This window comes from Microvirga sp. GN3 (assembly GCF_055792825.1).
Map to the genome: position 1 here is coordinate 37687 of NZ_JBVVAK010000034.1, position 13096 is coordinate 50782.

14 protein-coding genes are annotated in these 13096 nt (G+C 61.3%); 6 read left to right on the forward strand and 8 right to left on the reverse strand.

The annotated features are described in order from the left end of the window. Window positions 1-2 precede the first annotated feature (2 nt). From ACS5Q1_RS17770 to ACS5Q1_RS17785, 4 genes are all read left to right on the forward strand, one after another. The gene (locus ACS5Q1_RS17770; RefSeq protein ID WP_473099431.1) at window positions 3-950 is read left to right on the forward strand and encodes an HAD family hydrolase; all 948 of its coding nucleotides are present in this window, start codon (window positions 3-5) and stop codon (window positions 948-950) included. Next, entirely contained in the window at window positions 947-1348 is a 402-nt protein-coding gene (locus ACS5Q1_RS17775) for a DUF1622 domain-containing protein (protein ID WP_203443485.1), read from the forward strand. The genes ACS5Q1_RS17770 and ACS5Q1_RS17775 overlap by 4 nt, the downstream gene beginning before the upstream one ends. A gap of 1 nt (window position 1349) precedes the next feature. Beyond that, window positions 1350-2345 (forward strand): HAD family hydrolase, encoded by a 996-nt coding sequence (locus tag ACS5Q1_RS17780; RefSeq protein WP_473099432.1) that lies wholly within the window; start codon window positions 1350-1352, stop codon window positions 2343-2345. A 199-nt stretch (window positions 2346-2544) separates the two neighbouring features. Further along, window positions 2545-3654: a transporter substrate-binding domain-containing protein gene (locus ACS5Q1_RS17785; RefSeq protein ID WP_473099433.1), complete on the forward strand. Its 1110-nt coding sequence runs from the start codon at window positions 2545-2547 to the stop codon at window positions 3652-3654. Window positions 3655-3670: 16 nt separating this feature from the next. On the opposite strand, the gene ACS5Q1_RS17790 is transcribed toward ACS5Q1_RS17785, so the two are convergent. The 6 genes from ACS5Q1_RS17790 to ACS5Q1_RS17815 form a co-directional block, all read right to left on the reverse strand. Next, the gene (locus ACS5Q1_RS17790; protein WP_473099455.1) at window positions 3671-4693 is read right to left on the reverse strand and encodes a SphA family protein; all 1023 of its coding nucleotides are present in this window, start codon (window positions 4691-4693) and stop codon (window positions 3671-3673) included. Window positions 4694-4787: 94 nt separating this feature from the next. Continuing rightward, window positions 4788-4964, reverse strand: coding sequence for a hypothetical protein (locus tag ACS5Q1_RS17795; protein ID WP_203443481.1), 177 nt, complete (start codon window positions 4962-4964; stop codon window positions 4788-4790). 189 nt (window positions 4965-5153) lie between these two features. Further along, on the reverse strand, window positions 5154-5786 hold the full coding sequence (locus ACS5Q1_RS17800; protein WP_473099434.1) for a response regulator: 633 nt from the start codon (window positions 5784-5786) through the stop codon (window positions 5154-5156). A gap of 128 nt (window positions 5787-5914) precedes the next feature. Beyond that, a complete protein-coding gene (locus ACS5Q1_RS17805; protein ID WP_473099435.1) occupies window positions 5915-7702 on the reverse strand; it encodes a PAS domain-containing sensor histidine kinase in 1788 nt (595 codons plus the stop codon). After that, a complete protein-coding gene (locus ACS5Q1_RS17810) occupies window positions 7669-8328 on the reverse strand; it encodes a hypothetical protein (RefSeq protein WP_473099436.1) in 660 nt (219 codons plus the stop codon). The genes ACS5Q1_RS17805 and ACS5Q1_RS17810 overlap by 34 nt, the downstream gene beginning before the upstream one ends. Window positions 8329-8599: 271 nt before the next feature. After that, window positions 8600-8995, reverse strand: coding sequence for a DUF6455 family protein (locus tag ACS5Q1_RS17815; protein WP_473099437.1), 396 nt, complete (start codon window positions 8993-8995; stop codon window positions 8600-8602). Window positions 8996-9224: 229 nt separating this feature from the next. Between ACS5Q1_RS17815 and ACS5Q1_RS17820 the strand changes: the two genes are divergently transcribed. Further along, window positions 9225-10148 carry a carbohydrate kinase family protein gene (locus ACS5Q1_RS17820; RefSeq protein WP_473099438.1) on the forward strand — a complete coding sequence of 308 codons (924 nt, stop codon included), beginning with the start codon at window positions 9225-9227 and terminating at the stop codon, window positions 10146-10148. A 12-nt stretch (window positions 10149-10160) separates the two neighbouring features. After that, window positions 10161-11084 carry a pseudouridine-5'-phosphate glycosidase gene (locus tag ACS5Q1_RS17825; protein WP_473099439.1) on the forward strand — a complete coding sequence of 308 codons (924 nt, stop codon included), beginning with the start codon at window positions 10161-10163 and terminating at the stop codon, window positions 11082-11084. A gap of 5 nt (window positions 11085-11089) precedes the next feature. Here the strand turns inward: ACS5Q1_RS17825 and ACS5Q1_RS17830 are convergent, their stop codons facing one another. Both ACS5Q1_RS17830 and ACS5Q1_RS17835 read right to left on the reverse strand, forming a co-directional pair. Next, window positions 11090-12001, reverse strand: a complete 912-nt coding sequence (locus tag ACS5Q1_RS17830; protein ID WP_473099440.1) for a histone deacetylase family protein — start codon at window positions 11999-12001, stop codon at window positions 11090-11092. Window positions 12002-12136: 135 nt separating this feature from the next. Then, window positions 12137-13027: an MYG1 family protein gene (locus ACS5Q1_RS17835; RefSeq protein WP_473099441.1), complete on the reverse strand. Its 891-nt coding sequence runs from the start codon at window positions 13025-13027 to the stop codon at window positions 12137-12139. Window positions 13028-13096 lie beyond the last annotated feature (69 nt).

Genomic DNA, 13096 nt, shown 5'->3' on the forward strand with positions numbered 1-13096 from the left:
GCATGGCGGATCGACTGCTCCCATCCTGGAATGAAGGACCGGCGAGGTCCGCCATTCTCGACTTCGTGGCACGCGTGACGATGGAAGGCGGGTCGGACTATGTTCCGCCGTCTGAGCGCATCGCAACCTTTGACAATGACGGCACCCTGTGGTGCGAACAGCCGTTTCAGACACAGATCTTCTTTCTGATCGATCGCATCCGCGAGTTTGCCGTGCACGATCCCTCGATCAAGGAACGGCAGCCCTTCAAGGCTTTCATCGAGCGCGATCACGCGGCCCTGCATGCACTCGGAAAACAGGGCGTCATGGAGCTCTTTGCCGCCACCCATACCGGAATGAGCGAAGACGAATTCGATCGTCTCGCGAGAGCCTGGTTCGCATCCGCGAAGCACCCTCGGCTCGGGCGCCTGTTCAAACAATGCACCTACCAGCCGCAGATCGAGCTGCTCCAACATCTGCGTTCGAACAACTTCAAGACCTTCATCGTCTCGGGCGGCGGCATCGACCTGATCAGAGCCTTTGCCGAGGAGGCTTACGGCATTCCACGCGAGCAGATGATCGGATCGAGCGCGAAACTGCGCTTCGAAATCCAGAACGGCCGCGCCCTATTGACGAAGATCGGCGAACTCAACAGCTTCGACGACCGCGAGGCGAAACCAGCCAATATCGGCCTCCACATCGGACGACGCCCGATCCTCGCCTTCGGCAACTCCGATGGCGACTTGGCGATGCTGCGCTACACATTGGCAGGCTCCGGGCCGCGGCTCGCGCTGCTGCTGCATCACGACGATGGCGAGCGGGAATTCGCTTACGACCGGGAATTCCGCCTGAGCCCTTTGGTCGAGGCCCTCGACAAGGCTGATGAGTACGGGATCACCGTGATCGGCATGAAGGAGGCCTGGAAAGCCGTCTTCCCGGGCGCAGCTGCAGAAAAGCGGCCCTCGCCATGACCCAATCGGAGGTGCCGGTGAAGGAATGGCTGATCACCAGCACGGAATATGCCATATTCCTGATCGACGCGATGGCGCTCGTCATCGTGCTCTTTGGCACGATCGAGGCCTTCGCCTCGGGCTTGCGCATGATGTTCGCCGGAACGATGACGAACGCCGCGCGGCGCGAGGTCTGGCTTCGTTATGCCCGCATTCTCGTCGCCGGACTGACCTTTCAGCTCGGCGCGGACATCATCGAAACATCGATCACGACCGGTTGGGAATCCGTCGCCAGGCTCGGCGCCATTGCGGTGATCCGCACCTTCCTCAACTTCTTTCTGGAACGCGACCTGACCGAAATCCGGGAACTCCAGCACGAGAGAGCCGAGGAGCGGAAAAGGGAATCGAGAGGAGCCTAGGATGAACCGCCGGCAATTGCTCTCATGGATCGGAACTGGCCTTCTGGCCCTCTGGCTACCGCTGGCCCCAGTTCATGCGCAAACCGACCCTCTCCCATCCTGGAATGACGGGCCAGTCAAGCAGGCCATCGTCGACTTCGTCGGACGCGTGACCCGCGAGGGCGGACCCGATTTCGTTCCGCCGCCCGAGCGCATCGCGACCTTCGACAATGACGGCACCCTCTGGGCCGAGCAGCCGATCTATTTCCAGGTCGAGTTCGCTCTCGATGAGATCAGGCGGCTCGCCCCGCAGCGGCCTGAGTGGAAAGACAAGGAGCCGTTTCTCTCCGTGGTCGCAGGAGATCTGAAAAGTATCTTGGTCGCGGGCGAGAAAGGCCTGCTCGAGATCATGGCCGTGACCCATTCCGGCATGCCCATCGACGAGTTCACGAAGGCGGTAAGGGATTGGCTTGCGACGGCGCGTCATCCGACCAAAAACCGTCCCTACACGGACCTCGTCTATCAGCCGCAGATCGAGCTGTTGAGCTATCTGCGGACCAACGGCTTCAAGACCTTCATCGTGTCCGGCGGAGGCGTGGAGTTCATGCGCGTCTTCGCGGAACGCATCTATGGAATCCCACCCGAGCAGGTGGTCGGCTCGTCCGGCGTAACAAAGTTCGAAATCGGTGCAGACGGCAAGCCGACGATTGTGAAGGAACCCGAGATTGAGTTCATCGACGACGGTCCTGGCAAGCCCATCGGCATCAACCGCTTCATCGGACGCCGTCCGATCTTCGCCTTCGGCAACTCGGACGGCGACCTCCAGATGCTGCAATGGACGGCAGCGGGCAATGGCCCGCGCTTCATGGGTATCGTCCATCACACCGACGCCGAGCGCGAATGGGCCTATGACCGGCAGTCACATGTCGGCAGGCTCAACAAGGCCCTGGACGAGGCGACCGCGCGCGGCTGGACGCTCGTCGACATGAAAAGAGACTGGCGTATCATCTTCCCCTGAGCGGAACGGCGCGGCCTCTAGAGCATCGGACCCAAAAGTGGACCCACTTTTGGGATCTAATCCGATGCTCAGCCCTTAAGCGGCGCATCGTTGGGTGCGGAAAACCGGGTCCACTTTTCCGCACGATGCGCTAGACGAAGGAAAGGCCCGCCGCACGCCATCATGGGGCGTAGAGCTCCATTCCTGTGAAGGTAGACCGATGCATGGATCTTTCCGGGAAACGTCGCTCCTCCATTCTTGTCTTGCCCCCCTGCTCTGCCTCGGGCTGCTCCTGACGGGAATTGGCGAGGCGAATTCTCAGGAGCCATCTCAGCGGGAACTGGTCGTTGCCACCAAGGAAGCCGCGCCCTTTTCCATGAAGGCGCCCGACGGCACCTGGAGGGGCATCAGCATCGAACTCTGGCACCGGATCGCCGAACAGGCGAAGCTTCGATACAGGTTCGTCGAGGAACCCACAGTCCAGGGGCTTCTCGAAGGCACGGCAGCCGGACGCTACGATGCGTCGGTGGCCGCGCTCACCATCACGGCGGAACGTGAACGGGTACTCGATTTCAGTCATCCGTTCTATCTCAGCGGGCTTGGGATCGCCGTTCCCTCCGCATCGCCCACCGCCTGGACGCTGATCGTCCGCACGTTGACGTCGGTCGGCTTCGTCCAGGCGATCCTGGCTCTCATTGGCCTGACGCTTGCGGTCGGACTGCTGATCTGGTTCCTCGAGCGCCGCCACAACGAGGATTTCGGTGGCGGCGCAATCAAGGGGCTCGGTACGAGCATCTGGTGGTCCGCCGAGGCCATGACTCAGGCCAGCACCGGATACCTGGCCCCAAGAACGGGCCTCGGCCGTGCCCTCGCCGTTCTGTGGATGGTGGCATCAATCGTCGCCATCGCCGTGTTCACCGCAAGCGTCACCTCGACCCTGACCGCAGGCAAGCTGCAAGGGCTGGTCACGACCGTCGGCGACCTCGCATCGGCCCGTGTCGGGGCTGTCCAGGGATCTTCGACGGAGGAATATCTCATCTCCCGCCGCATCTCCTACCAAAGGTTTCCGACGCCTCACGACGGCCTGACTGCCATCCGGAACGGTACGCTGGACGCCTTCGTCTACGACAAGCCACTGCTAGCCTGGATCGTGCGCGAGCAGTTCTCCTCGTCCGCCGCAATGCTCGATGTCACCTTCGACCAGCAGATGTACGGCATCGCCCTGCCTCTCGGCAGCGGGCTGCGCAAGCCGATTGACGTCGTGATGCTCGATACGATCCAGGGAGAGTGGTGGCGCCAGACGCTCTTCACCTATCTCGGCGAGCGGTAAGAGTCCGGCGGCCGGTTCAATATTTTGCCGTGACCGCTCGTGGAGCGGCCGGAGGGGCATGCCCGCCAAGAGGGAAGCCCAGCGAGAACAGGCCGATGGTACCTTGTGGTCGATTCTCGACGTCGACCTCGCGCAACACCTTGATCCGGGTCGAGACCGGTGTGCCGGCAACGGTGAAGTCGTAGCCGGCGGTGGCGCCCACTGCGGTCACCCGGCCCTTGAAGGGACCGATCCGGTTGCCCACGCCGCCGTCGTCGGAGACCTGGTCGTAATAGCCCGCGAGAAGTCCGACCGAGAACTCCTTGGTCAGGTGCTTGCTGATCGAGACATCGATGTGGAAGGCGTTGCCGCTTCGGTAGTCGGTCTCCGGGTTCTCGCCGTTGAACTCGAAGCCGACGGCGCCCGAGAGGTCGAGGCCGAGTTCCGGATCGAGCCAAGTGAGCGCAGCATAGACGTCACCGATCCAGCGGTTGAAGGCAAGGTTCGAGAGCTCACCCTCCTCGTAGCCGCCAGCCGGAATGTTGACGGTGGCGCCGATCGACCAGTGGAACTTGCCCGCATCCCAAGGCCGGCCAGCAAGGGATCGCCCAGGACGAACGAGGCGTCCCGCTGACTGAAGGCAAAGGTCCGTCCTAGCCGTGGCGCCTCGATAAGGATGCCCGCGCTGACCCGCGGCACGCCGAACGGCAGGCTGAGGCCAAAGCCGACACGCCCGCCGAGGATCTCCAGCGGCGTGATCCAGGTTGCGGTCAGGAAGTCCGCCCGAACCTCCGTCTTCACGTCCGCCAGCACCGCGCCGCCGATCTGGATCTGGCGGCCGCCGGTGAGTTCGCCGGAATAGGCGAAGAAATCGTTGGCGAAATAGAAGCCGGGCGGCGGAACGATGCCTGCTCCGGGGCCATGGCCGCCCGGGATGAAGAGGCTCGCGCCCCCTTCCGTGGCTTGCGCCGATCCCCAGCCAAGTCCACCCAGCAGCGACAGGAAACTCAGTGCCACGAAGCGGAAGGGCCGTGCGCTTCGTATGCTTCCGGCAGCGGATCCTGGGGCGGCTGTCGTCTGAGGCATGGGGTCAGATGGCATGAGTATTCAGGCTCCCAATCGGGATGAGGACTGCTTCCTTTGCTGATGTCGGCTCAATGCCGGTTTTCGCCCTCATCGTCGCCATCGTCGCTTATGATCTGGCTTCTGCGGGGGACGCGAGTCACCTTTGGGGGATCACTGGCCGGAAAGGTCTCCTCCAGTTCCTCGTCCAGTTCGCGTTCGAGCGCTCTGCGCTCCTCGTCGTCTGACTTGATCGGTTCTTTCGGCATCGAACCTCCTCATCGATCGCATGACGAACGAAAGAGCTGGCGGGCTTCTGACCTTCACCCCGGCAGTCCTTTTCAGGCCAGCATCTTTCGTCATGCCCAAAGAGGCAATCCCGGGCGTGGTCGAATAAACCCCGAGATCGTCAAAAAATACCCTGAGAAGGAGGAAGAGCCAGCATCGGGCGAGTTGCATCAAGGCTCGACGAGCTTGTTGCGGATCGCGTATCGTACCAAGGTTGCTGTCGAATTGACGTTGACCTTGCGCATGGCCGACGCCCGATGGCTTTCGACGGTCTTCAAATTGAGACCGAGGATCTGGGCCACCTCCTTATTGCTATGGCCTTCTGCGATGAGTTGAACAACTCCGCGCTCACGTGCGGTCAATGCGCCGTCAGCAGCATGTCCCTGAGAGAGGAAAGCGTTCAGGAGAGCTTCGGAGACGCGTCCGGTGAAGAACGGCTTGTGCTGGGATAGTGATTCAACTGCCGCGATCAGGAACTTGCGGGCGTCGGATTTCAAAAGGTAACCACGAGCTCCAGCCTCAAGCAGCTCGCGCATCAATAGCTCGCTCTCATGCATGGTGAAGATCAGAACTTCCGTCTGCGGCCGGATGGCGCGAATTTCCCGCGTTGCATCAACGCCATTGAGATAGGGAAGCTGGTAATCAAGAATGGCGACATCCGGTCTGGTCTCGACAACCAGTTCAACAGCCTTGCGGCCATCCTCCGCCTCGGCGACCACCTCCCATCCGGGTTGACTGCCCAGGATGGTAAGGAGTCCGGAACGGACCACGTCATGATCATCGGCAATCAGGATGCGCGTCATGGCGGATTGCACCCTCCCCGCAATGACTTCTTATAGCCTAAAAGCTCCACAGCGGAACTCAGGAAAAACCCTGAAAACCACTCGGGCAATTCCCAATCGAACAGGCTGCTTGTTTTGCCGCCCACCGATCATGCCTTCAAGGCTGCAACCACTGGAATAAATCGCGGCGCAGTCGCGCGGATGATGGTGCCACGCCGGCCACTGCGAATCTGCAGGCTTCCTCCGAACTGACTGAGGCGGATGCGCATTCCCGGGATGCCTACACCGAGGGTCGGTTGCCGCACCGCTGGCTCACCGCGCCGGCTCCGCATGCCACGTCCATTATCCGCCACGAACAGAATGACCTGATCGGATGTCAGGCGCAGATTGAGTATGACTTCGGAGGCTCCGGCATGGCGGTGAACATTGGTCAGCCCTTCCTGGATGATGCGAAACAGGGCGCGCTGGAGATCGACCGGAAGATCATCGGCAGATTCATCGAAGCGCAGGATGGTCCGCAGGTTCGTTCGCTTCGAAAAGCCCTCCGTGAAACTTTGTACGGTGCTCACGAGGCCGTCCGTCTCCAGCCTGGGAGGATGGAGCAGATAGGTGAAGATGCGCAGCTCTTTCAGCGCCTCCTCCAGCGAGCGGTCGATCTCGTCGAGAATCCGTCGCCCGGAGGGAGGCAGGCAGAAGTTTTCCACCTGCATCAAATTGAGACTGACGGCCACGAGATGCTGTGCCGTCGAGTCGTGCAGCTCCACGGCAATCCTTTCCCTCTCCTCTTCCTGAACAGTGAGCAGGCGACCCGACAGCGCAGTGATCTCGGCCTTGACGGCGACAACCTCGGTGATGTCCTCGTGGGTCACGATGATACGGGACAACTCCCCTGCGATGAAGCGCGTCGCTCTCATCTGGAACCAGCGCGGCTCCCCCGGCCCGTCGCATCGATAGACATCCCGGTAGTCGTGCCGTTGCCCGGATGTGACGGCTTTGAGCCCGGTATGGATCTGCCTTGCGGCTAGATCATATTCTCCGGCCCGAGCGCAAACATCGAGATAATTCATGCCAAGGCCGTGTGATGGGCCAGGATATCCATTCTCGCGAGCAAAGCGGTGCCAGGCCTCATTGACGGAAATGATGGTACCCGCACTATCGAGGACCGCCACATGGACTGAGAGAGCATCCAGAGAGGCTTGGAGAAACTCTCGCTCCTGCATGAGCGAAAGTCGGGCCCGGTACTGTTCAGTGACGTCTCTGAAGAAGACACTGACTCCCTGTCGGGTCGGCTCGACCCTGTAATCGATATGTTTCCCGGGATTGTACGTCGATGAGAACTCTCCATGGAATGGAGTTTCGCTCTCAAGGGCCTTTTTCAGGGCGGCATCGAATTGCGGATGATGCCCGACAATGTCGAAGTAGGAATGCCCGATGACGTCAGTTCGCGGCAGCCCAAACCAGCGTATGGCCGCAGCATTGATATCGGTAATGCGATATGTGCGATCGAGCGTGAGGTAGCAGTCGCTGACACTCGTCAGGATTGCGGCAAGACGCTCATTCGTTTCCACAAGCTCCGCCCTGGTCGACACGGCAGAAACTTTCAGAGCATCGATTGAGCCGATATTTCTCAGGGTAAGCGCCGCTGATCCGATCCCTGCCAAGGCCAGGATAATCCCCGCATACCAGATCCATCGGCGAGCCAGATAGAGCGGCTCGTTGATCAGCGCGGTTGGTATTGTCGACAGGACGATATAGCCGGTGTTGTCCGATCGCTCGAAGGCCACGAGAATGGTACCGCCATCGCCATCGACTTCGAAATGTCCGTTATGTTCTCCGCTCGCCAAGGCCTCTGCCAATTGCGGATGCAGTTGCGAGGCGAGCGGAAGTTCCGCGTCGTTCCACTTCACATGTTGAAGCTTGTGATCGAGGATGAACACGGTCCACCCGACCGGGGGGCGCTGTCCCGGACAACCTTGCCGAGATGAGCCTCGGGCACAGCCAGCGTCAGGATTCGTTCGCCTCCGCGATCGGGACTGCCGAGCCGCAGACTCACCGCGATGATCCACTCCTCTGTCAGCGACGCGTGGATGCGCTCCAACATGGCGACGCCAACCCGGCGGAGCAGCTGAAGCCGCTGCTCGCTGATGGGAAGAACGTTGATGGCAGGCAGAGGCGCCCCATAGGCGAAGGCCGAGTTAAGGAGCAGGCGCTCCTGGTTCCAAAGGACGAACCGGGACCCGCTCGGGCGAGGCGTTGCCCGGAGTTGCTGGTGGAAGGGCTTGAGATCCTCAGCCTTGAGCAGCGGCGATGTCGAAAGACCTTTCAGGATGTTACCGAGCGCCTCGGCCTCCCGGTCAAGAATGTGGGATGCCGCCGCCGATGCCGACAAGCCCCTGTGAACGATCCCGTGGCGATCCTGGATCGCATGCCAATAGATAGCGGAAGCGGCGATCAGGAACGCAAGGCTCGCGGTAACGGCGGCCGCCAGGATAATCCAGTTACGGGTTTTGGACGATGAGACCCCTAACGCAACGTGAGGTCCGGCTGCGGACGCAGCAGGCATGCCACCTCCCTCGCAGGGATGGGACGCCGGCCTCACCTATGCATCGCTCCATTCCCAGAGGCGATCCAAGGGTAAACCCTGAATGCGAAGCGCGGCCCATCACGATGTCTTGCAGCCATGCGTATCCGGACAGGTCTGAATCCGCTTCCCGCTTGGCCCTACCGTAACGACACAATGCCATGACCGAGCCTGAAAATAAACATATGTTAGCGATCGGGAACACCTGACCGCGCTCAGAATACCCCTAAAGATGGCGGCGGGTTCCCCTCCCTCAGGCCTGAACAGGCTTTAAAACGCCCTCGCCTTGCAATTCCTGCAAGGTCTCGGCGTTCGGGCAATACTCGCCGTAATGGGTTGGCGCTCGCCCACGATCAAGATCGTGCCGACAGCGGACGGCCGCGGTGCACCCTGAACAAGTAAGGCTCATGTCCCGCATCAATGTTGCATGGATATGCCTGATCCGGTCGGCATCGAGGGAGAGCGCGTTCATGAGACGCGGCAGCTCCCTAGCAGCCTCGGGGCCTCGCGCGACGAGAATGGGCAGCATTTCTGCCGGAACCCCGATGTCGCGGGCGAGCGCGTTCCTCTGATCCGGATCGAGGGAAGCGAACTCATGTGCCCGCATCCAGTTCGATTGCCATCGCTTGATCGCTGTTCCCAAACCCATGGTAGCCTCCATGTTGTCATGGCAAGCCTATAGAGACGCACGGTCCTGTCTTTGATCCATCGCAAATCGGTTGTGCTTTTGCGGAGGGGATTTGAGTGTAAACGGCGGTGACCGTTCTTACTCTGGCCAAGCGCCGGCACCTCGGCCCATTGCGACAGGGCCGGCCATTCGGCATATCGTCTGCCCAGCATATGATCGACGAGCGGAAGGTCCGGACATGAAGCCTGGAGTGAGCAGGGTGGTTTGCATCGGCGGAGCGGCCGTCGACCGCAAGTACCACGCTTTGGCGCCAATCCAGCCGGGAACTTCCAATCCCGTCGTTTCAGAACGCTCGTTCGGCGGCGTCGCCCGTAATGTGGCGGAGAACATTGCGAGGCTCGGAGTACAAGCCTCGCTGGTTTCGATTGTGGGCGACGATGACAATGGCCGCGCTCTTCTCGAAGACTTGAAGCGCCTCAGCATCGACACCCGATGCGTGACCATTTCCGATACAGATGCGACAGCGGAATATGTGGCCGTGCTGCAGCCCGATGGCGAGCTTGCCGTCGGGCTCGCCAATATGGCGATCTTCGATCGGACCACCCCTGCCCTGTTGCGCCGGGCGGAGCCCGATCTCGGATCGGCATGGGTCTTCGCCGACTGCAACCTGCCTTCCGAGACCCTGCATGAGCTTGTCGGCCTTGCCCGGCAACAAGCCCTGATGCTCGCTGTCGACGCAGTTTCGACGCCGAAGGTGATGCGCCTGCCACAGGATCTGCGAGGCGTCGGCGTGTTCTTCCTCAGCCTCGACGAGGCTCGAGCGTATCTCGACCGCCATGAGGTTTCGCCGGAAGCGGCGGTAGAGGCCCTGCTCGACCGTGGCGTGGAACAGGTTGTCCTGACGCTTGGCGATCAGGGTCTTGTCGCGGCGGATTCTTCCGGAATCGTGAAGATCAACGCGGTCAAGGCCGAGATTGTCGATGCAACCGGCGCAGGGGACGCCCTGATTGCAACCATTCTCGTCGCCATGCTGAAGGATGCCTCTTTGGCCAAGGCTGCCCGGCTTGGCACAATCGCAGCGGCTCTGACGGTGGAAAGCCCGACGAGCGTGAGGCCCGATCTGTCACTCGCCTTGCTGGAATCCACGTTGTCCCTTAGAGCGTCGAACCTTTGAACGGGAGCCCTTATGAAACACGACAATGCCAGCCGTTTCCTCGACATCGCTCCCGAGGTACAGGCCACGCTCGCCGCAGGCGGCGCAGTCGTCGCACTTGAATCCACCATCATCACCCATGGCATGCCGCATCCGCAGAACGTCGCCACGGCCCGCGAGGTGGAGGCGGTGGTGCGTGAGAACGGTGCCGTGCCCGCTACGATTGCGATCATCGAAGGCCGCATCAAGATCGGCCTCTCAGACACGGAGCTCGACTGGCTCGGTACCGCCAAGGACGTGATGAAGCTGAGCCGCGCCGACCTGCCTTATGCGGTCGCCTCCAGGCGGCACGGTGCAACGACGGTGGCCGCAACCATGATCTGTGCCCATCTGGCGGGCATCCGCGTCTTCGCCACTGGCGGCATCGGCGGCGTCCACCAGGGCGTCGAGAGCACCATGGATGTCTCCGCCGATCTCGACGAGCTTGCCCGCACCCCGGTCGCGGTGATCTGCGCCGGTGCCAAGGCCATACTCGATCTGCCGCGGACCCTTGAGTATCTCGAAACGTGCGGCGTCCCCGTGGTCGGCTTCCGGACGGACCGCTTTCCGGCCTTCTGGAGCCGGACGAGTGACTTGTCCGTCCCGTTGCGCCTCGACAGTCCGGACGCGATGGCGGATCTGATCCGCACCAAGGAGGCGCTTGGGCTCGATGGCGGCGTTCTCATTGCCAATCCCGTGCCGAGTGCCGATGAAATCCCTGCGGATGAGATGAAAACCTTCATCGATGCGGCCGTGGCCGAGGCGAAGGCTCGCGGCGTTATCGGAAAGGCCGTGACGCCCTTCCTCCTGTCCCACCTGTTCGAGAAGACCGTCGGGCGGAGTCTTGCCACCAACATTGCTCTGGTGAAGAACAATGCCGCACTGGCCGCACAACTCGCCGTATCGTTGACGCGATAAGCGCCTTACCCTCTTTCGCTCCAGGCTGCCATCGCCTCGAACACGATGGCATGCCGCCGGGCCAGAGTTTCGATATCGGTGGAGTAACCTCCACCGATGACGGCGACGAGCGGAACCTGGCGGCTGCGCGCCTGCTCGATCACATAATCGTCCCGCTGGCGCAGGCCCTCATCGGAAAGGGAAAGGCGCCCGAGCTTGTCATCCCGGTGCGGATCGACGCCCGCATTGAAGAACACGAGATCCGGCTCGACGGCCTCGAGAAGGCGCGGCAGATGGGCTCGAAGTGCCTCCAGATAGGCATTGTCCTGCATGGAGTCCGGCAGCCCGATATCGAGATCGCTCGGGATCTTGCGGACAGGATAATTCTTCTCCGCATGCATCGAGAAGGTGAAGAGATCCGGCTCATCGCGCAGGCAATCGGCGGTGCCGTCGCCCTGATGCACATCGAGATCGACGATAACCGCACGTTGGAGCGCTCCTTCCACTCGAAGTGCCTTGGCCGCGATGGCGACATCGTTGAAGACACAGAAACCTGCCCCGGTCTCCCGCTGCCCATGATGACTGCCACCGGCGGTGCTGCCTGCCAGACCATGCTGGAGTGCCAGTCTTGCCGCGAGCAATGTCCCGGCGGCGGAGGTTCGCGCGCGGCGCACCACGCTTTCGCTGACGGGGAGACCGATCCTCCGCTCGATCTCGCGGGAAGCGGAGCAGGCGAAGACCTGATCCACGTAAGTGCGATCATGGGCCAGAGCGATCAGTTCGGCGGGGGCCTCCTCCGGCTTGGCAAAACCGTTGGACGCCAGTCCCTTCTCCGCGACGACCTCTGCCAGACGCCCATATTTCCGCATGGGAAAGCGGTGGCCGTCCGGCAGCGTGGCCTCATAGGCGGGATGAGAAATGATCGGCACCTGCTTCATGTCTCACCTCTCGCGAATGACACCTCGTCTAGCGCATCGTACGGTCCCGAAGAGCCGCGCCCAACGATGCACCAGCCAAGAGATGGAGCATAGGTTTGGTCCTAAAAGTGGATTCCACTTCTTGTGTTCAGTGCACTAATGACCGGCAGCAATCGCCTTCTCGGCCAGCCGGATAGCGGATCCCTGGGAGCGCGCCCCGCAGATGAATCCACTCGGATGGCAGAAGACACCGTCCGCGATCCCGGCGACTTGAGAAAACTCCTCCTCCTGCAATCCGCGCCAAGCCTCCGGTAGAGACAGTCTCTGGCCGAAGGAGCTGGGCTCAGGCGGAACGGTTCGACAGTACCAGGATGTGGAATCCTCATTCGGGTAAATGATGAAGAGAAGATCGCGCAATCCGCCCTCAAAGACGGCCTTTTCCCAGGGCAGCTTATGATTGAGAACGATGATCCGGGGGTCCGACGCCTTCCCGGCTGCCGCCAGTACGGACGACTGGGCCTCTGCTTCCGCATGGGCCTGCTGGCATGCCCGAACCAGGATGCCTCTGGCAAAATCGGCCGCCTCGAGGAACGCGTCGTCATAGGCCTGTTCGCTGGCCCAGGTGGGATTGAACGCCTCGATCAGAAGCGAAAGGTGGCCCTGGTTGACAGAGGCAACGCCGTTGTCGGCCTGATCGATGACAAGAATGAAACCCTGATCGATATCCTGCCAGACGGCGTCCAGCAGGTCTTCGTCAATCCCCGGAATGAGTTTGGGCAGGGCATTGCGCCCGAAATCGCGCCAAATCAGGCCAACCGAGCTATAGGGCGTGCCATCGGGCCGGCGGGGCAGATCCCGCATATGATGATCATAGCGGCCTCTCGCGACATCGTAGATGCCGCCCACATCAAAAACGAGATCGGCCGTCTCGATCAGGGCAGTCTCGCGGGTCCGCGCGAAGTCGAAAGCCCCCAAGGCCTCCCGCAAAATGGCGAAGGTGAAGACATCGTCGGCATGGAATGTGCCGCTATGGGTTACAACCTTCATTTCTTTCGTCCCGACCACGGTCGGCTACCCCTAAAAAATTTGTATCTTTATCCGCGATAACAGAGCTAC